Below are 19,482 nucleotides of genomic sequence, written 5' to 3'. Positions count from 1 at the left end.
TGAAATACACCAACTGGCTGGCCGGCACCCGCCATTGGCTGGCCGGTTCGAGGGTCACCTATGCCGATCTCGCGGCCGCGGCGACGCTGTCGGTGCTCGATTATCTCGGCGAGATCGACTGGCGCGAGCACAGCGCTGCACGCGAATGGTACACACGGGTCAAGTCGCGGCCCTCTTTCCGGCCGCTTTTGACCGACCGGGTGCGTGGCCTGTCACCGGTGTCGCACTATGCGGACCTCGACTTCTGACGCCGCAAAACTGCGCGCGCTGATCGACGCGGAGGCGCAGCGCGCCGGCTTCGATGCCGTCGCCGTCACCTCCCCCGATGCGATCCCGCTGGCGCCGGCGCGCCTGGCCGAATTCGTCGCCGATGGCTTTCACGGCTCGATGGACTGGATCGCCGAGACGCTGCAACGCCGGGCCGAACCGGCGGCACTGTGGCCGCAGGTGCGGTCGATCGTCGTGCTGGCGATGAACTACGGCCCCGACCATGATCCGCGCGGCGTGCTGGCCAAGCGCGACCGTGGCGCCATCTCGGTCTATGCGCAGAACCGCGACTATCACGATGTGATGAAGGGGCGGCTGAAGGAGATCGCAGGCAAGCTCGTGGCGCGCGCCGGCGGTGATGTGAAGGTGTTCGTCGACACTGCGCCGGTGATGGAAAAGCCACTGGCCGAGGCCGCCGGGCTCGGCTGGCAAGGCAAGCACACCAATCTGGTCAGCCGCGAGCACGGCTCCTGGCTGTTCCTCGGCACCATCTTCACCACCGCCGAACTCGTGCCCGACCGCGCCGAGATCGATCATTGCGGCTCCTGCCGCGCCTGCCTCGACGCGTGCCCGACCGATGCTTTTCCGGCGCCCTACCGGCTCGATGCGCGGCGCTGCATTTCCTATCTCACCATCGAGAACAAGGGGCCGATCCCGCATGAGTTCCGTGAAAAGATCGGCAACCGCATCTATGGCTGCGACGATTGTCTTGCCGCCTGCCCGTGGAACAAATTCGCCAGGGCGGCTTCCGAAGCAAAACTCGTCGCGCGCGATGATTTGCGCGAGCCGCCGCTCGCCGACCTTTTGGGTCTCGATGACGTGGCCTTCCGCGCTTTCTTCTCCGGTTCGCCGATAAAACGCATCGGCCGCGACTGGTTCATTCGCAACGTGCTGATCGCCGCCGGCAATTCCGGCGATGCCTCTCTTGCCGACACTGTGCGCGTCTTGCTGGACGATGCTTCGCCGCTGGTGCGGGGCGCGGCAATATGGGCGCTGGCGCGGCTGGTGCTCGACGCCGAATATTCAGAAAGGGCAGCCATCGGCCTGAAAACCGAGAGCGACGAAGCCGTGCGCGACGAATGGCGTCTGGCGCGGCCAACCAGGGCGAATGCATGAGCGAAAAGCAGATCTTCATCTTCGGCGCCGGCTATTCCGGCAGGGCTTTTGCTCGGGCTAACAAAGGCGCCGCGACGATCTTCGGCACGACACGCTCGCCGGAAAAATTCGAGACGCTGCGGCAGGCCGGTATCGCGCCGCTCCTGTTCGACGGCGCGATGACCGGCGAAATCGGTGATGCATTGGGAAAAACAACGCATCTGCTGATTTCGATTGCCCCGGAAGAGGCCGGCGATCCCGTTTTGAATGCCGCGCGCGCGGCAATCGCTCAAATGCCTTTGCTGGAATGGATCGGCTATCTCTCTACGGTCGGGGTTTATGGCAATTATGACGGCGCCTGGGTTGATGAAACGGCTGAATGCCGGCCGGTGTCGAAGCGCTCGGTGATGCGAGTTGCCGCCGAACAGGACTGGCTGGAGCTGGGCCGCGAGATCGGCCGACCGGGGGCGATCCTGCGCCTGTCCGGCATCTACGGCCCCGGCCGCAACGCGCTGGTCAATCTGGAAAACGGCACCGCAAGGCGGCTGGTCAAGCCAGACCAGGTGTTCAACCGCATCCATTGCGAGGACATTGCAGGCTCCCTGTGGCAGCTCATCGAAGGAAACACAGGCGGCATCTTCAACGTCACCGACGATCTGCCGGCGCCGCCACAGGATGTCGTCGCCTATGCCGCTTCGCTGATGGGCATAGAGCCGCCGCCCGAGATTCCCTTCGACGCCGCCCAACTTTCGCCCATGGCGCGGTCCTTCTATGGCGAGAACAAGCGTGTCGCCAACGCGGCGATCAAGGCGGCGGGCTATTCCCTGCGCTTTCGCGACTACCGCGCCGCCTTCGATCATATGTGGGCAAGCGGCGATTGGCGTGACGGCGAAGCGCGCAGCCCGATGAAGCGCTGACGATCGAAGCCGCGGGCGCGGCGTGCTATGATTCGGCCTTGGGATTGCGGTGGAGAACCGGGTTCATGAAGACAGCGATGAGGCCATCTTTCGGCAAAACGCCCCTGTTGGCCGCTGCGGTCGGCCTGCTTGCCGTGCTTGGGTTAGCCGTTCAGCCGGCGAGCGCCGAGGAGCGGGCAAAAGACCTGTTCGGCGCCAAGAAACTGCCGGCCGCCACCGCGGCGCAGTCGATCGGATTCTATTCCAAGGGCTGTTTTGCCGGCGGCGTCGCCATTCCCTTGGACGGTCCGACCTGGCAGGTGATGCGGCCGTCGCGCAACCGCCGCTGGGGCCATCCGGCGATGATCGCGGTAGTCGAGAAATTGTCGCGCGACGCAGCGGCCGATGGTTGGTCAGGCCTGCTGATCGGCGACATTTCGCAGCCGCGCGGCGGCCCGATGCTGACAGGACATGCCTCGCACCAAATCGGGCTCGACGCCGACATCTGGCTGACGCCGATGCCCAGCCGCCCGCTGTCGATGGCGCAGCGCGAATCGATGAGCGCCACCTTGATGGTCGATGAGAAGACCCATCTGGTGAAGGACGCGCTGTGGACGCCGGCGCACACAAGGCTTCTGAAGCGGGCGGCGAGCTACAGCCAGGTCGAGCGCATCCTGGTCAATCCGGGCATTAAGAAAAAGCTCTGCGACACAGTCAAGGGCGACCGCTTCTGGCTGCGCAAGGTCAGGCCGTTCTGGGGCCACGACTATCATTTCCACATGCGCATCGGCTGTCAGCCCGGCTCCCCCGGTTGCAAGGCGCAGGAAGCGACGCCGGACGATGACGGTTGCGGCAAGCCGCTGGCCTGGTGGTTCACGCAGGAGCCCTGGCGCCCCAACAAGAACCCGGATGCGCCCAAGGCCCGCGACCTGATGACGATGGAGAACCTGCCGAGCGAATGCCGCGCCGTGCTCGACGCGCCGGGGCCGTCGTCGGCCGAGGCGGCGACCTACCATGGCGGCGGCGTGCCGGTCGCGGCTGCCGCGCCCGAACCCGAAGCGCCCTCGTTGCCCGCCACCCCGGCCGCCGCCGGCTTGCCAAGCACGATGAACGCTTTCACGGCGACGCCCGAGATCGGCGTGCCGCTGCCGAGACCGCGGCCGCCTGGAAACTGACGATCACGGCTTATAGGCAGACTCAATCGGTTCAGCGCCGCATTTTTGCGAAACCGTGGCGGTTTGGCCGCAGAGCCGGCCTCAGCGCGCCGCCGGGGTCGAAAACCGTTTCCCTTTTCAAACCCATGCGCTAGTCAACGGAAGAACGGCCAGATGCCGTCGGGGGCGCCGGAGACGGACGAGAGCATGCCACGCACAGGCGACGACGACACTTTGCTGCGGTTTCCGATCCTGATCGGCGACATCGGCGGCACCAATGCGCGCTTTTCGATCGTGCTCGACGCCAATTCCGAGGCTGGCGAGCCGACCATCGTCCAGACGGCAAACTACAACACCATCGACGAGGCGATCCAGGCGGCCGTGCTCGACCGCTCGTCGGTGCGTCCCAATTCGGCGGTGCTGGCGGTGGCTGGCCCGGTCGACGGCGACGAGATCGAGCTGACCAACTGCCCCTGGATCGTCAAGCCGAGGAAAATGTTCGCCAGCCTCGGCCTGAGCGACATCGTCGTGCTCAACGATTTCGAGGCGCAGGCGCTGGCCGTCGTCGCGCTCGGCGAGGAGCACATGGAAAAGATCGGCGGCGGCACGCCGGAGCCCAATGCCGGGCGCGTCGTGCTCGGTCCGGGAACCGGGCTCGGCGTCGCCGGGCTGGTCCATGCGCTGCACCACTGGATACCGGTCCCCGGCGAGGGCGGCCATATGGACATCGGCCCGCGCACACCGCGCGATTTCGAGGTTTTTCCGCATATCGAGAAGCTCGAAGGCCGCGTTTCGGGCGAGCAGATCCTGTGCGGGCGCGGCCTGGTCAATGTCTACCGGGCGGTGGCCAAGGCGGACGGCAAGGCGTCGCCCTTCACGACGCCGGCCGAGATCACTGCCGCGGCACTTGCGAAAACCGATCCGGTTGCCGAGGAAGCGCTGGAGATCTTCGTCACCTGCCTTGGGCGCACCGCAGGCGACCTTGCTCTGGTATTCATGAGCCGCGGCGGCGTGTTCCTCACCGGTGGCATCGCGCAGAAGATCGTGCCGGCGCTGAAAGCCGGCAATTTCCGGGCCGCTTTCGAGGACAAGGCGCCGCACAGCGCGATGATGCGCACCATGCCGGTCTACGTCATCATCCACCCGCTGGCTGCACTTCTGGGCCTTGCCGCCTATGCCAGGACCCCCTCGCTGTTCGGTGTCCAGACCGAGGGCCGGCGCTGGCAGGCCTGAAAGCCAGCGAAGCGCTCGCGCCCCCGCGACGAAGTTAATCAGGTGCGGGCATAGGCAATCAGGCCGCAGGGCGTTAAGAGGGGTGCCGAATTTGCAGCCCCGGTCCCACGAGGCGGAAAACCACAAAGCGCTCCCGATTTGACACTTCAAGCTCCAAACAAACAAAAAGCCCGGCCCGGCGAGGTCACAGCGGTGCTCCGCCGCATCCTCGCTGAAAACGGCAACGAGTATCGCTGGACCTATGTCGTCGCCGTCTCTTGCCTGCTGATCGTTTCCGGCACCACTGCCTTCACGGCGTGGATCATGGCCCCGATGATCAACCAGATCTTCTACGAACGACGCGGCGATATGCTCTGGTTGATCTGCGCCGGTTTCATGGGAGCCTCCCTGCTGCGCGGCTTCGCCGGTTACGGCCAAGCAGTCGCGTTGGCCAGTATCGGCAACAATCTGGTCGCGCGCTACCAGAAGCGCAGCTTCGACCATCTGATGAAGCTCGGCGTCAACTTCTTCAACGATACGCGTTCCGGTCGGCTGGCGGCACAGGTCAGCGAGAATGTCGGCGGCGTTCGCGATCTGCTGTCGCTGACACTGACCTCCATCAGCCGCGACGCGGTCACGCTGATCGCTCTCGTCGGCGTGATGATCTATCAGGATCCGGTGTTGTCGCTCAGCTCGCTGCTGATCGGCCCTCCACTGATCTGGGCCGTCGTCTATATCACCCGCCGACTGCGGCGTATCAACCGGGAATCCGTCCTGATCAATTCGCGGCTGAACGGGTCCGTGCAGGAAGCCACGCAAGGCATCGCCATCGTCAAGGCCTTCACCTTGGAGGCCGAGCTGGCGCGCCGCATCGGCATCATGGCGGACACGGCCGAGCAGCGTAACAACAAGATCGCCCGCGTCTCGGAGCGGCTGTCGCCGATTTCCGAGATTCTGGGCGGTCTCGCCATCACCTCCGTGCTTGCCTATTCCGGCTACCGGGCGCTGTATCTTGGGCAGCCGCCGGGCGCGGTTTTCTCCTTCATCACCGCACTGATCATGGCTTACGATCCGGCAAGACGCCTGGCGCGCACACAGGTGGGCATGGAACGTGCCCTGGTCAACGCGCGCATGATCTACGAGTTGCTCGACCTGGAGCCAAAACAGGGCGACGCACCCGATGCCGTCGAGGCGAGGATCACCACCGGCGAGGTGCGTTTCGACAATGTGACGTTCGGCTACAGCGCCGACATGCCGGTGCTTAGGGACCTGAGCTTTACCGCCGCGGCCGGCAAGGTGACGGCGATCGTCGGTGCGTCGGGCGCCGGCAAATCGACGCTGGTGGCGCTCTTGCAGCGCTTCTACGACGTCGACCGGGGCAGCATCGAGGTCGATGGCCAGGACATCTCGAAGGTAACCAAGCATTCGCTGCGGCAGTCGATCGCCTATGTGGCGCAGGCGCCATATCTGTTCGAGGGCACGATCCGCGACAACATCCGCTACGGCCGTCTGTCGGCCACGGACGCCGAGATCGAGCAGGCGGCGAAACAGGCGGCAGCCGACGAGTTCATCCGCCAGCAGCCGCAAGGTTACGACACGCCGGTCGGGGAAGGCGGCTCGACCCTTTCCGGCGGCCAGCGCCAGCGCGTCTCGATCGCCCGCGCGATCGTGCGCCAGGCACCGATCCTGCTGCTCGACGAGGCGACATCGGCGCTCGACAACGAGGCGGAGGCGCGCGTCCAGGAAGCGCTGACCCAAGTCATGCAAGGCCGCACGACCATCGTCATAGCGCATAGGCTATCGACGGTGGTCAATGCCGACCACATCATCGTGCTGGAAGAGGGCCGGTTGGTCGAGGAAGGCACCCATGCGACGCTGATGGCCGACCCGGACAGCATCTATTCCCGCTTCCACCGCATCCAGGGCAAGAAGGGGCTGGGGCTTGTCGATGACAGCAAGCCGATCCAAACTCCGGTCCGGGCCACGCGTGCGAAGAAGACTGCTGTGAGGAGCACATGAGCGAAGCAAGCGATATGGGCCTTGTGGTGGTGGGCGCTGCCGGCCGCATGGGCCAGACGCTGATCCGTGCCATCCACTCTATATCAGGCGCTCGAGTTATCGGCGCGGTCGAGCGGGCGGATTCGCCGCATCTGGGCAAGGATGCAGGCGAACTCGCCGGCATTGGCCGCATCGATGTGGCGATCAGCGGCGATCCGCTGCCGGTCTTCGCCAAAGCCGATGGCGTGCTCGATTTCACCACCCCTGCTTCGACAGTGGAATTTGCCGGCTACGCGGCGCAGGCGCGCATCGTCCATGTCATCGGCACGACGGGCTGTTCAGCCGACGATAACGCGAAAATAGCGGCGGCGGCGCGCCACGCGATGATCGTCAAGTCGGGCAATATGAGCCTCGGTGTCAATCTTCTGGCGGTGCTGGTCGAACAGGCCGCGCGCGCGCTCGACGCCGACGATTTCGACGTCGAGATCCTCGAAATGCACCACAAGCACAAGGTCGATGCGCCGTCGGGCACGGCACTGCTGCTCGGCGAGGCCGCTGCTGCCGGGCGCGGCATTGCGCTTGCCGGCAATGATGTGCGCGTCCGCGACGGCCACACCGGGGTGCGCAAGACGGGCTCGATCGGCTTCGCCACGCTGCGCGGCGGCTCGGTGGTCGGCGATCACAGCGTGCTGCTGGCCGGCACCGGCGAGCGCATCACGCTGGCCCACCATGCCGAGGACCGCGCCATCTTCGCCCGCGGCGCCGTCAAGGCAGCGCTTTGGGCGCGCGGCAAGAAGCCCGGACTGTATTCGATGCGGGACGTGCTCGGCCTCAGCTGAGCGGCCAATCTGCCAACTTGCCCAACCTGAAGGGAGCAAACATGTCGAGAACCCTCGTGCTCGTGCGCCACGGCCAGAGCGAATGGAATTTGAAGAACCTGTTCACCGGCTGGCGCGACGTCGACCTGACCGAGCAGGGCCATGCCGAGGCCAAGGCCGCCGGTGAGAGGCTCAAGGCGCGCGGCCTGAAATTCGACATCGCCTTCACCTCGGCGCTGATCCGGGCGCAAAAGACCTGTCAGCACATCCTCGACGCCGTCGGTCAAAGCGACCTGAAGACCATCCGCGACCAGGCGCTGAACGAGCGCGACTATGGCGATCTCTCCGGCCTCAACAAGGACGATGCCCGCAAGAAATGGGGCGAGGAGCAGGTGCATGTCTGGCGCCGCTCCTACGACGTGCCGCCGCCCGCCGGCGAAAGCCTAAAGGACACCGGCGCCCGGGTCTGGCCCTATTACCTGCACGATCTGCAGCCGCATGTGCTGCGCGGCGGCACCGTGCTGGTCGCCGCGCACGGCAACTCGCTGCGCGCGCTGATCATGGCGCTCGACGGCAAGTCGGGCGAGGAGATCGTCAAGCTGGAACTCGGCACCGGCGTGCCGGTCATCTACCAGCTCAACGCCGATTCCACCGTCGCGTCCAAGGAAGTGCTGGACGACTGAGCCGGCGAACGGAGCAACCGCGAAAAAAGCGCGTTGACACACATCGCTTGCCCGCTTACATGAGCCCGCACCAGCCCAGATGGCGGAATTGGTAGACGCGCACGGTTCAGGTCCGTGTTCCGCAAGGAGTGGAGGTTCGAGTCCTCTTCTGGGCACCAAATTCCGGTTTCGAACCCTTCGACGGTTCAGAAACTTAAAGAAAAAGCCCGGTTCGTCCGGGCTTTTTCTTTGTGCGGCTCAAGGTCACTCTAAAACGGCCGTTTCAGCGAGGCCAGCGCCTACGCCGTGCAGCAAAGACTTGTTGCACTGCACCATATTTTTGGCTATGTGCAGATATCCAAGATGGACCCGGTGCAATTCCGGGTGGCTCTTCCGGCCGCCGATCCGCCGGACAACAACAAAACCAGATCTGCGCTGACTATGATGGGCTGCGGTCCGTCGCGGTCTGGAAATGATTGACCGGAATTCCATGCTCACATTCAAAACCTACCGCGACGAGTGGCGCGGCAACCTGCGCGGCGACGTGCTCGCGGGCATTGTTGTCGCCCTGGCGCTGATACCAGAAGCCATCGGTTTTTCTGTCATTGCCGGCGTTGACCCCAAGATTGGGCTCTACGCTTCTTTCTCCATCGCCATGATTATCTCCATCACCGGCGGCCGGCCGGCGATGATTTCAGCAGCCACCGCGGCGACAGCCGTGCTCATGGTCACACTGGTGCGCGACCATGGTCTGCAATACCTGCTCGCGGCAACCATTCTGGCCGGCGTGGTCCAGGTCGCGGCCGGCTTCGCTAGGCTGGGTTATGTGATGCGGTTCGTGTCGCGCTCGGTGATGACCGGATTTGTCAACGCGCTTGCGATTCTGATCTTCATGGCCCAACTGCCGGAGCTGGTCGGCATGCCGTGGCAAACCTATGCGATGATCAGTCTCGGCCTTGCCATCATCTATCTGTTTCCCCGCATCACGAAGGCGGTGCCCTCGCCTCTGGTGTGCATCATCGTGCTCACCACCCTATCGCTGCTGCTTCACATCGACGTGCGGACGGTGGGCGACCTCGGCGAACTGCCGTCGAGCTTGCCGACCTTCCTGCTGCCAGACGTGCCTTTCACGCTGGAAACGCTGTGGATCATTTTGCCTTATTCACTAGGCGTGGCCGCGGTTGGCCTGCTCGAAAGCCTGCTGACGGCGTCCATTGTCGACCAGATGACCGACACAAAAAGCGACAAGAACCGTGAATGTGTTGGCCAGGGTATCGCCAACTTCGTAACCGGGTTCCTGGGCGGCATGGCCGGTTGCGCCATGATCGGCCAGTCGGTTATCAACGTCAAATCTGGTGGACGCACGCGGCTTTCCACATTTGTGGCCGGGGCGTTCCTGTTGTTCATGCTCATGTCGCTCGGCGACTGGCTGCGCGTCATTCCCATGCCGGCCCTGGTCGCCATCATGATCATGGTATCGATCGGCACGTTCAGCTGGTCTTCTCTGAACGATCTCAGGAAGCACCCCCGTCGTTCAAGCATCGTCATGCTGGCGACAGTGATCACCGTGGTCGGGACCCACAATCTCGCGCTTGGTGTCGGGGTGGGCGTGCTGCTCTCGGGCATCTTCTTCGCTTGGAAGGTGTCGCAGATTTTCCGCGTCACCTCGACCCTCAGTGGCGACGGCGCGGAGCGCCATTACCTTATCGAGGGCCAGTTATTCTTCGCTTCAGCGGAGGACTTTCTGAACGCGTTCGATTTCAAGGAGCGCCTCCAGCGCGCCGTCATCGACGTCACTCACGCTCACATCTGGGACCTCACTGGCGTCGGCGCAGTCGACACCGCCGTTCTCAAGTTCCGCCGCGAGGGCGTCGAGGTGGAGGTGGTAGGTCTCAACGAGGCCAGCGTCACCATCATGGACAAACTTGCCATGCACAATGAGCCGGGTGCTTTGGAACGAGTCTTCAGCCACTGACGAAGGCCTTCCGACTGAGGTTCTTCGGCTGGTGTCTCGGTTTGGATCCTCGCCCGAGATGACGACGGCGTGGTGTCTACCAGCCAGACCTCCCCTCCTGGTCAGGGCTCCAACAAACCGCTTCAAACTCCGCGCCCGCTTCGCTACGCTCAACCATGGCTCAATCCACCACCCAGATCTTCGGTGCCCGCCGCGACCAGGCGTTCCCCACGCTGGCCGAGGTGGACATCGACCGCATGCGCCGGTTCGGCGAGGCCAGCGCCTATGCGGCCGGCGAGAACATCGTCACGGCGGGCGATGTAGCGCCCGGTCTGATCGTCGTGCTGTCGGGCAGCGTGGATATCACCCAGGACGGGGGGCTCGGCCGGCACGAGACGATCGTCACCCACGGTCCAGGCAGCTTTGTCGGCGAACTGGCGCAGCTTTCGGCCCGTCCCTCGCTGGTCAATGCGCAGGCCGCCGAACCGGTGGAGGCGTTCGTCATCGCCTCGCAGCGGCTGCGCGACCTGATGGTGCAGGAGGCCAATCTCGGCGAGCGCATCATGCGGGCGCTGATCTTGCGCCGCGTCGGGCTTTTGGAGAGCGCCACCAGCGGGCCGATCATCATCGGACCCCAGGACAATGCCGACGTGTTGCGGCTGCAGGGTTTCCTCGCCCGCAGCGGCCAACCGCACCGCGTGCTCGATTCAGACAGCGATCCCTGCGCCAAAACCCTGGTAGAACGCTTCGAGGTCGATCCGCACCACCTGCCGATCGTGCTCTGTCCAAACGGCAGGCTGCTGATGAACCCCGGTGAAAAGGACCTCGCCCGCTGCATCGGCCTGCTGCGGCCGATCGATGCCGATACGGTGTATGACGTGGCCATCGTCGGCGCCGGCCCGGCAGGGCTGGCGGCGGCGGTCTATGCGGCATCCGAAGGCCTGTCGACGATCGTGCTCGATTGCCGTGCCTTCGGCGGACAGGCCGGCGCCTCCTCGCGCATCGAGAATTATCTCGGTTTCCCCACGGGCATTTCGGGCATGGCGCTGATGGCGCGCGCCTACAACCAGGCGCAGAAATTCGGCGTCGAAATGGTGATCCCGGACGAGGCGAAGCTTTTGAGCGCCGCCGCCGACGTGTCAGGCGCCCGCTATCTGCTCGATGTCGGCGACGGCGAGACCGTGCGCACGCGCAGCGTGGTGATCGCCAGCGGCGCGCGCTATCGCCGCCTCGACATCGCCAATCTGGCGCGGTTCGAGGGGACGTCCGTGCATTACTGGGCGTCGCCCATCGAAGGTCGGCTTTGCGCGGACCAGGAAGTGGCGCTGGTCGGCGCCGGCAATTCGGCCGGACAGGCGGCCGTCTATCTGGCCAGCCATGCGCGGAAGGTGGCACTGCTGGCGCGCGGCGGCAGCCTCGATGCCAGCATGTCGCGCTATCTGGTCGAGCGCATCCGGGCGCAGCCGAACATCGAGGTGCTGACCGGGACCGAAATCGAGGCTCTGGAGGGCGAAGAGGGCAATCTTGCCACAGTGCGCTGGCGCAACCGCGCCAGCGGCGCGAAAACGACGCGCTCGATCCGCCATCTTTTCCTGTTCATCGGCGCTGACCCGAACACCGACTGGCTGGCGAACTGCGATGTGGCGCTGGACGCCAGGGGTTTCGTGCGCACCGGATCGGACATAGGATCGACGCAGATGGAGACCAGCCGCAGCGGCGTGTTCGCCATAGGCGACGTCCGCGCCGGCTCGGTCAAACGGGTCGCGGCGGCTGTCGGCGAAGGCGCCCAGGTGGTCGCGGCATTGCATGCATATCTCGCTCGCGGCAACGCCGACACACCTCGAATGGCAGGAGAGCATGATGGATGAATGCAGACATACGCGCGACATCAGGAAGGTGACGCCGAGCGCCCTCGGCTGCGAGGAATGCCTGAAGAGCGGGTCGCAATGGGTGCATCTGCGGCTCTGCCGCACCTGCGGCCATGTCGGCTGCTGCGACGACTCGCCCAACCGCCACGCCACCAAGCATTTCCACGCCACCCAGCATCCGATCATCGAGGGCTACGATCCGCCCGAAGGCTGGGCATGGTGCTATGTCGACGAGGTTTTTATCGAGCTTGGCGACGATGTGACCCCGCAGAACGGTCCGATCCCGCGCTTTGTTTGAGCGACGCCAGATGGCGAAGGAATCCCGAGGCGCGATCCATCCGGGCTTTCTTGGCGGCAGCCTCCCTGCTGAACGGCTTGGCAGTCAGTCGGCGAAATATAGATATCCCAGCCAGCCGGCCAGCACGATCGAGGCCGCCCAGATACAAACAATGATCACCGCCGCGCTACGGCTCACGGGCCTGTCAGCGGCAAGGGCAGCGGCCTCCCTGTGTTCCGCCATCACCTCGGGCGGTATCATCCTGACCACGGCAAGGACGCCCAAAGGGACAAGGATGACGTCGTCGAGATAGCCGATCACCGGAATGAAATCGGGGATCAGGTCGATTGGCGACAAGGCATAGCCTGCAACACACACGGCAAGCGCCTTGGCATACCAAGGCGTTCGGGGATCGCGAGCGGCGAGGTAGAGCGCATGCACATCGCGCTTGATCGTTCGGGCCCACTCATTCAGTGCCATCGGATGATTTTAACGCCAAATGAAAACCGCCGATAGCGCACGCCCGGCGCCCGCCTCCGGGAGCGTCTCGAAGAACCGATGACCGCTGGTCTACCGCACGGAGCCGGTGACGGTCGGGTCGATCATGCTGGGAACGGACTTGCGTTCGTTTCCGGCAAGCGCCGCTATGATCAGCAGGCTGGCAACCACCGGGACAAACAGGATGGCGACGCGAGCTTGCACGTAAAAGATGGCGCGCCATTCATTGCGCTTGTCGGGGCTGTTGCTCATCATACTCACTTTGTCGGTCCCCCACGCGGTGACATAGCCGCGAACGGTTAAACAACTCCTTCCGACTTTGTTAACCCAGCGGAATTGAGGCGAAATTCCCAAGCGATGCCCCAGATGGCGATGCCAGGCTTCAGTTCAGCCCGATAAGCCTGGCGCCCTGCCGGAACAGCGCCACGGCATCCGGCTCGAAGCGGAAGGTGCCGATGAAATCGTCGGCGCAATAGTCCGGCCTTGTCTTGCGAATGGCGGCGGCGAAGCCGCGCGCCTCGTCGAGCCGTCCGGCCAGCGCCAGGCAGTGCGCGGCGATCGCCAGTATGATGGCGTGGGCGTTGGGCCGCGCCGCCGCCTTCAGCGCCCATTCGGCCGCTTCCTCGAACTGGCCGAGCCGGACATGCGCCATGGCGCGTGCGCCCAGCATGCCGAACAGCAGCGGGTCGAACGGGCTGAGATGGCGCGAATGATCGGAAGAGCCTATCGCCGCTCGCGGGTCGCCCGACTGCGAATGCACGAAGGACAGCGCGTAGTGGCCGAGCGCGAAGTTGGGGCTGAGATCGACAGCCCGTTCCAGTTCGAGTAGCGAACCGTCCTGCTCGCCGCGCAGCCACAGCGCCCGGCCCATTGCCCAATGCGCGGCCGGATTGTGGTCGTCGACCAGCAGGCTGTGTCCGGCGCTCTCGAAGGCCAGCGCGCTTTCGCGGTCGCGGTCGCCCCAGCGCTGGAAGGCGTTCTGCCAGTGGGTGAAGGACAGGCCGGCATAGGCGCGGGCAAAGGTCGGGTCGAGCTGCAAGGCCTGGGCAAAGAAATGCCGCGCCTGCTCGTTTTCGGCCTGGGTGAAGCGGTACATGTGCCAGAGTCCGCGATGGTAGGCCTCCCAGGCGTTGAGCGAGCTGGGCGCCTTCAGCATGGCGCGGTTGCGCTCGACTGTTTCGATCTCGGCCGAGATCGAGGAGACGATGCTGTTGCCGATGTCGTCGAGCACGGAAAAGATGTCATCGGGCCTGCGCTCGAAGGTCTCGGCCCAGACGATCCTGGCGCTGCGCACCTCGATCAGTTCGACGCTGACGATGAGGCGGCCGGACGGGCTGCGCACGGTGCCGGTGGCGACATAGTCGACATTCAGCCGGCGGCCGGCATCCTCGGGCGCGATGTTCTGCTCTGCCAGCGCAAACACCGATCCGCGCGCGATGACGAAGAAGTCCCTGAGCTTGGCCAGGCGGGTGATGATGTCGTGGGTGAAACCGTCGGCCAATCCGCCGCGTCCGCCGCCGACCTCCTCGACAAACGGCATCACCGCCAGCGAAGCATGGCTGGGCTCGACCGGGCCGGGTGCGGTCGGCGTGGCCACCAATGGCGATAGTGTGGACAGGCAGGCCGTCCGAAGCGAGATGCCCGACTGTCGGTCACGGATCGCCCGCCAGGCCGCGCGAAGCGGTGCGAAATCCAGTTCTTCCGATTTGAACAACTGTTCTGCCGCCGCCAGATGCTCTTCAGCCGCGCCGATCTCGCCGCGTCCGGCCAGACCTGCCAAAAGTGCCGCATGTGCACGCCGGTCGAACGGCGCCAGTTCCACCCATGTGTCGAGATGGGCGATCGCCTCGTCGCTGTCTGCCGCCAGGCTGCCGACGAGTTGCTCCAGCACGGCGACGTGGCACGAGTGGAAGCGGCGGCGCTGCGCGGTCAGCCAGCTGTTGAAATGCGGGCTGCGCTCGAGCTCCAGCCCATCGAGGAAATCGCCGGCAAACAGTCTGGCCAGCGCCCGCAAGCGCTCGACATCAAGGGTGCCGAGCCCTTGCGTGGCGGCCTGGCTCACCTCCAGCGCATCGACCAGGCAATCGCTCAGATCGAGTGCGACCGTGTCGCCCTGTGTCGCGACCCGGTGTCGGCCCACCGCGTCGAGCGTGCTCCGCAGCTTGCTCAGGCACCAGCGCAGTTCGCCCCTTGGGTCGTTCGGCACATCCCACAACAACTCGCACAGGCGACTGCGGCCGACCGGATGCGGTGCCAGCGCCAGATAGGCGAGCAGCGCGCGCAGCTTGCGTGACGCGGGCAGGGTAACCGGAGCGCCGTCGTGGAAGATCATCAAAGGCCCGAGCAGGCGCACGGAAAGGACCGGCATCTCGACGTCCAGCCTCGATCGAGTGGATTCCACGTGCGTTTCCACGCCTGCTCCCACGCTGGCCTGTCGGCCTCTCCTGTATCACCAAACACGACACGGCGCATCCGGCAGCGGATTTCAGCGCCGGATACAGCCATTGCCGCTGTGCGGCATGTCAGTCCTAGCGCGGCAAGGTCACCAAACTTCGCCGCCCAACCTGCCGGTTTGTAACCGGCCCGTGAAGACAAAACGCGATGACAATCAAGGAGACCAAGATGTTGCAGCAGCAGAAGATCAGAACCACGGCCGGGCGCGGCCGCCTGTTCGACAGCATTCTCGACACCGTCGGCGACACGCCGGTGGTTCGCATCAACAATCTCGGACCGTCCCACGCGACGATCTACGTCAAGGCCGAGTATTTCAATCCCGGCGCCTCGGTGAAGGACCGGCTGGCGCTCAACATCATCGAGGAGGGCGAGCGCAGCGGTGCGCTGAAGCCGGGCCAGACGGTGGTCGAGGCGACCAGCGGCAACACCGGCATCGGCCTCGCCATGGTTTGCGCGCAAAAGGGCTACCCGCTGGTCGTCACCATGGCCGACAGTTTTTCGGTCGAGCGCCGCAAGCTGATGCGCATGCTGGGCGCCAGGGTGGTGCTGACGCCGCGCGCCGAAAAAGGTTTCGGCATGTACAAGAAGGCGGTGGAACTGGCCGAGGCCAATGGCTGGTTCCTTGCCCGCCAGTTTGAAACAGCGGCCAACGCCGCCATCCACGAGGCAACGACGGCGCGCGAGATCGTCAATGATTTCGCCGGCTCGCGGCTCGATTGCTTCGTCACCGGCTATGGCACCGGCGGCACGGTGGTCGGCGTGGCGCGCGTGCTGCGCCGCGAGCGTCCGGAAACCCGCATCGTGCTCTCCGAGCCGGCCAACGCGCAGCTCATCGGCAGCGGCAAGGTGCAGCAGCGCGGCACCGATGGTGCCCCGGCCGCCAGCCATCCAGCCTTCGAGCCGCACCCTATCCAGGGCTGGACGCCGGATTTCATCCCCAACGTGCTGCAGGAAGCCATCGACACCACCCTCTATGACGAGGTGATGCCGATCGCCGGGCCCGAGGGCATCAAATGGGCCAGGGAATTGGCGCGGAAAGAGGGCATCTTCACCGGCATTTCCGGCGGCGCCACCTTCGCCGTGGCACGGCAGGTCGCGGAGAAGGCGCCGGCGGGCGCGGTGATCCTGTGCATGCTGCCGGACACCGGCGAGCGCTACATGTCGACGCCGCTGTTCGACGGCATCGAGGCCGAGATGGATGCCGACGAGACCGCCCTGTCGCGCTCGACGCCCGGCTGCCAGTTTCCGGCGGCTTGACGGGAGATCTGGTATGGACGCCGTGCAAGAAAACCTCGGCCTGGTGGCCGAGGAAACGCTCGATCCCCTGGACTGGGCCGATGTGCAGGCCCTGTCGCACCGGGTCATTGACGATGCGGTCGATTATCTCCGCGATGTGCGCGACCGCCCGGTCTGGCGGGAGATGCCGGCCGATGTGAGAGAGGCCTTCTCGGCGCCGCTGCCGCGCTCCCCGGCGCCGCTGGATGCTGTCTATGCCGAGGTGTCCCGCACGGTGATGTCCTATCCGATGGGCAATATCCATCCGCGCTTCTGGTCCTGGTATATGGGGTCGAGCAACTTCACCGGCGCGCTCGGCGATTTCCTGGCGGCTATCCAGGGCTCGAACCTCGGCGGCGGCAACCACGCCGCCGGGCTGATGGACAGCCAGGTGGTGAACTGGTGCAAGGAGATCCTGGGCTTTCCCGCTTCTGCCGGCGGCACGCTGGTCAGCGGCGGCTCGATGGCCAACATCATAGGGCTGACCGTGGCGCGCAACGTCAAGGCCGGCATCGACGTGCGCGAGCATGGCGTTGCCGCCATCGAGAAGCCGCTGCGCTTCTACGGCTCGGAGCAGATACATTCGTGCCACCGCAAGGCGATGGAGGCACTCGGCCTCGGCAACCGGGCACTGCGCCGCATACCGACCGATGCCGGGCTGCGCATCGATATCGCTGCCTTGCGTGCGGCGATCACCGAGGACCGCAGGGCAGGGTTCAAACCGGCCTGCGTCATCGGTACGGCCGGCACGGTCAACACCGGGGCGATCGACGATTTGCAGGCGCTTGCGAAGCTGGCACATGAGGAAGACCTCTGGTTCCATGTCGACGGCTGCATCGGCGCGCTGATCGCGATTGCGCCTGAAAATGCCCATCGCGTCGCCGGCATCGAACGGGCGGATTCGGTCGCGCTCGATCCCCACAAATGGCTGCACGCGCCGTTCGAAGTCGGCTGCGCCCTGGTCAGGGATGCCGCCGCGCATCGCGGGGCCTTCGCTGTGACGCCGGAATATCTGGAATCGACGCCGCGCGGCCTCGCTTCCGGCGAATGGTTGCACGACTACGGCCTGCAGACGTCGCGCGGTTTTCGCGCGCTGAAGGTGTGGATGGCACTGAAGGAGCACGGTGTCGAGAAATTCGGCCGCCTGATCGACCAGAACATTGCTCAGGCCGTCTATCTTGCCGGCCTGATCGAGGCCGCGCCGCGGTTGCAGCTGGCGGCATCGCCGACCGTCAACATCGTCTGCTTCCGCTATCAGCCCGGTCTGACAGGCGAGGCTCTGAAGGCGCTCAACATGGAGATCATGCTGCGGCTGCAGGAACAGGGCATTGCGGCCCTTTCGGACACCACGGTGCATGGCGAGCACTGGTTGCGCGTGGCGATCACCAACCATCGCACACGGCGCGAGGATCTCGACCTTCTGGTGCATGAAACGGTGCGGCTGGGGCATGACATCGCAACGCAGGGTTCCGCGCCTTCCTAGTTACGGGCAGGCATGCGATTCTGCCGCGATGATTCGGGAGATCCAGGCCGTGACGCTGTTTCGTATGGTTGCACTGGCAGCGCTGGTCTTCACCGCCCCGGCGCAGGCCGCCGACATGGCCTTTTTCGTCAAGAACCTGCGCAAGGAATCTGTCGCGGTCGAGCTGTTCAGCCGCGACCGTGAGACAGTCTGGCCGGGCAATGACAAGGTGTTCCTGATCGAACCCGAGTCGCAGAAATCCGTGCCGCTGTCCTGCAATCAGGGCGAACATATCTGCTACGGAGCCTGGGCCGACGGCAATGACAGCATCTCCGCCGGCGTCGGGCCGGACAATGACCAGCCCTGCGACACCTGCTGCTTCATCTGCGTGGAACATTCCACCGAGACGATCGATCTGGTGCCGTAGAGCGCGGAAGTTTCGTTGGACCCAAATTAAGTCGGGGATCGGCCCGTCCGGTCCACTTCCGCGATTCAGCGCTGCATGCAATGGTCGCCCCGCGGCCGGGTGGGCCGCTTGTTCGGGGGTTATCATGTTTCATGCCTATGCGCGCCGCATGCTGGCCGCGCTGTCCTTCGTCATGCTGGTTGCGTCGGCGGCGCAAGCCGACGATGTCACCTTCGCCATCAAGAACAGCCACCCCAACGCCATGCGCGTCGAGCTCTACAGCCAGGATCGCGACTATGTCTGGCCGGGCGAGGACAAGGACTACGTCCTCGACGACGGCGAGACCAAGCAGCTGCCGATATCCTGCAACGCGGGCGAATCGATCTGCTACGGCGCCTGGGTCGATGGCGATGAGGGCACCTATTGGGGCGTCGGTCCAGGCAACACGGAAAAATGCGAAGATTGCTGCTACACCTGCAACGGCGGCGAGACCGAGGAGATCGAGCTGGTCCCCTGACCGGTTTGCCAGCTTGACGGTCTTCGGGCCGGAAGCCATGGCCTGTGCAAATACCCAGCGCGCGCCGCCTCGAACTGTTCAGACGCGACGCGCTTCAGGCAAAAGGAGCTCAGCTATGGCCGGCATGGTCGAAAGCGACAAGATCGACGTCGGGTTTTCCGGCAAGCGTTGCATCCATTCGCGCAACTGCGTGCTCGGCGATCCGAATGTCTTCGTGCCCAACGCGCCGGCCAATGGATCCATCCCGAGGCGGCCAGCGTCGAGAAGATCGTTGCCATCGCCGAAAGCTGCCCCTCGGGCGCCATCACCTACATCAGGAAGGATGGCGGGCCGCAGGAGCAGCCGCCGGTGGTCAACACCGTGCGGCTGCGCGAAAACGGCCCGCTGGCGGTACACGCCGAGATCGTGCTCGACGGCGAGACTTCTTATCGTGCCACGCTTTGCCGCTGCGGCGCTTCGGAAAACAAGCCGTTTTGCGACGGCAGCCACAACAAGTCCGGTTTTGCCGCCACCGGCGAGCCGCCGCTGAAGGACACGCCGGCGCTCGAAGCGAGGAATGGTCCGCTGAAAGTGACGCCGACCACCAATGGCCCGCTCAAGCTGGAGGGCAATCTCGAGATCGTCACCGGAACCGGCCATACGGTCGACCGTACGCAACGGTCCTTCCTC

Annotated in this window: 18 protein-coding genes, 1 tRNA gene, 1 pseudogene and 1 other annotated feature (1 of these 21 only partly in view); of the genes and pseudogenes, 17 read left to right on the top strand and 3 right to left on the bottom strand. The window is 64.8% G+C overall.

All coding sequences use genetic code 11. The features are described 5' to 3' along the window. The 12 genes and pseudogenes from EOA19_RS26480 to EOA19_RS26425 form a co-directional block, all read left to right on the top strand. Positions 1-248 (top strand): annotated as a pseudogene (locus EOA19_RS26480) (glutathione S-transferase family protein); it begins 464 nt to the left of the window's first position. Further along, entirely contained in the window at positions 229-1,383 is a 1,155-nt protein-coding gene (queG, locus tag EOA19_RS26475) for a tRNA epoxyqueuosine(34) reductase QueG (protein ID WP_128305281.1), read from the top strand. Before EOA19_RS26480 ends, queG begins: the two are co-directional and overlap by 20 nt. Further along, positions 1,380-2,279 (top strand): SDR family oxidoreductase, encoded by a 900-nt coding sequence (locus EOA19_RS26470; protein ID WP_128305280.1) that lies wholly within the window; start codon positions 1,380-1,382, stop codon positions 2,277-2,279. Before queG ends, EOA19_RS26470 begins: the two co-directional genes overlap by 4 nt. A 65-nt stretch (positions 2,280-2,344) precedes the next feature. Next, positions 2,345-3,433: a penicillin-insensitive murein endopeptidase gene (gene mepA / locus EOA19_RS26465; protein ID WP_128305279.1), complete on the top strand. Its 1,089-nt coding sequence runs from the start codon at positions 2,345-2,347 to the stop codon at positions 3,431-3,433. Positions 3,434-3,619: 186 nt separating this feature from the next. After that, on the top strand, positions 3,620-4,645 hold the full coding sequence (locus tag EOA19_RS26460; RefSeq protein ID WP_128305278.1) for a glucokinase: 1,026 nt from the start codon (positions 3,620-3,622) through the stop codon (positions 4,643-4,645). A 138-nt stretch (positions 4,646-4,783) separates the two neighbouring features. Continuing rightward, on the top strand, positions 4,784-6,643 hold the full coding sequence (locus EOA19_RS26455) for an ABC transporter ATP-binding protein (protein ID WP_128305277.1): 1,860 nt from the start codon (positions 4,784-4,786) through the stop codon (positions 6,641-6,643). Beyond that, on the top strand, positions 6,640-7,461 hold the full coding sequence (gene dapB / locus EOA19_RS26450; RefSeq protein WP_128305276.1) for a 4-hydroxy-tetrahydrodipicolinate reductase: 822 nt from the start codon (positions 6,640-6,642) through the stop codon (positions 7,459-7,461). The genes EOA19_RS26455 and dapB overlap by 4 nt, the downstream gene beginning before the upstream one ends. Before the next feature lie 41 nt (positions 7,462-7,502). After that, a complete protein-coding gene (locus tag EOA19_RS26445) occupies positions 7,503-8,123 on the top strand; it encodes a 2,3-bisphosphoglycerate-dependent phosphoglycerate mutase (RefSeq protein ID WP_128305275.1) in 621 nt (206 codons plus the stop codon). Between the two features lie 73 nt (positions 8,124-8,196). Continuing rightward, positions 8,197-8,281 (top strand) — tRNA-Leu (locus EOA19_RS26440). A 183-nt stretch (positions 8,282-8,464) separates the two neighbouring features. Next, positions 8,465-8,520 (top strand) — a sequence feature (sul1 is cis-regulatory element that is thought to sense ions involved in sulfur or methionine metabolism; They are found in Alphaproteobacteria). A gap of 72 nt (positions 8,521-8,592) precedes the next feature. Then, positions 8,593-10,077, top strand: coding sequence for a SulP family inorganic anion transporter (locus EOA19_RS26435; RefSeq protein WP_128305274.1), 1,485 nt, complete (start codon positions 8,593-8,595; stop codon positions 10,075-10,077). A gap of 155 nt (positions 10,078-10,232) precedes the next feature. Next, positions 10,233-11,924 (top strand): FAD-dependent oxidoreductase, encoded by a 1,692-nt coding sequence (locus EOA19_RS26430; RefSeq protein ID WP_128305273.1) that lies wholly within the window; start codon positions 10,233-10,235, stop codon positions 11,922-11,924. Then, entirely contained in the window at positions 11,914-12,222 is a 309-nt protein-coding gene (locus EOA19_RS26425; protein WP_164893051.1) for a UBP-type zinc finger domain-containing protein, read from the top strand. The genes EOA19_RS26430 and EOA19_RS26425 overlap by 11 nt, the downstream gene beginning before the upstream one ends. Positions 12,223-12,306: 84 nt before the next feature. Here the strand turns inward: EOA19_RS26425 and EOA19_RS26420 are convergent, their stop codons facing one another. The 3 genes from EOA19_RS26420 to EOA19_RS26410 all read right to left on the bottom strand — a co-directional run bounded on the left by EOA19_RS26420 (position 12,307) and on the right by EOA19_RS26410 (position 15,067). Continuing rightward, a complete protein-coding gene (locus EOA19_RS26420) occupies positions 12,307-12,681 on the bottom strand; it encodes a YkvA family protein (RefSeq protein WP_128305271.1) in 375 nt (124 codons plus the stop codon). Positions 12,682-12,771: 90 nt separating this feature from the next. Beyond that, a complete protein-coding gene (locus EOA19_RS26415; protein WP_013528612.1) occupies positions 12,772-12,954 on the bottom strand; it encodes a hypothetical protein in 183 nt (60 codons plus the stop codon). Between the two features lie 127 nt (positions 12,955-13,081). Continuing rightward, a complete protein-coding gene (locus tag EOA19_RS26410; protein ID WP_128305270.1) occupies positions 13,082-15,067 on the bottom strand; it encodes a BTAD domain-containing putative transcriptional regulator in 1,986 nt (661 codons plus the stop codon). Between the two features lie 254 nt (positions 15,068-15,321). On the opposite strand from EOA19_RS26410, the gene cysK reads away from it, so the two are divergent. The 5 genes from cysK to EOA19_RS26385 form a co-directional block, all read left to right on the top strand. Further along, positions 15,322-16,410 carry a cysteine synthase A gene (gene cysK / locus EOA19_RS26405; RefSeq protein ID WP_128305316.1) on the top strand — a complete coding sequence of 363 codons (1,089 nt, stop codon included), beginning with the start codon at positions 15,322-15,324 and terminating at the stop codon, positions 16,408-16,410. A 13-nt stretch (positions 16,411-16,423) separates the two neighbouring features. After that, positions 16,424-17,911, top strand: coding sequence for an aspartate aminotransferase family protein (locus EOA19_RS26400; protein ID WP_128305269.1), 1,488 nt, complete (start codon positions 16,424-16,426; stop codon positions 17,909-17,911). 49 nt (positions 17,912-17,960) lie between these two features. Further along, complete coding sequence (locus EOA19_RS26395) at positions 17,961-18,317, top strand: hypothetical protein (protein ID WP_023814183.1); 357 nt, start codon at positions 17,961-17,963, stop codon at positions 18,315-18,317. Positions 18,318-18,441: 124 nt separating this feature from the next. Further along, positions 18,442-18,813 (top strand): hypothetical protein, encoded by a 372-nt coding sequence (locus EOA19_RS26390; RefSeq protein WP_023814184.1) that lies wholly within the window; start codon positions 18,442-18,444, stop codon positions 18,811-18,813. Between the two features lie 168 nt (positions 18,814-18,981). Then, positions 18,982-19,482, top strand: a 501-nt coding sequence (locus EOA19_RS26385) for a CDGSH iron-sulfur domain-containing protein (RefSeq protein ID WP_245486338.1), incomplete at its 3' end; no start/stop codon positions are given.

Origin of the sequence: Mesorhizobium sp. M7A.F.Ca.US.010.02.1.1, assembly GCF_004023085.1 — a bacterium.
Lineage (GTDB): Bacteria > Pseudomonadota > Alphaproteobacteria > Rhizobiales > Rhizobiaceae > Mesorhizobium.
This window is presented reverse-complemented; position numbering and strand designations above follow the sequence as displayed.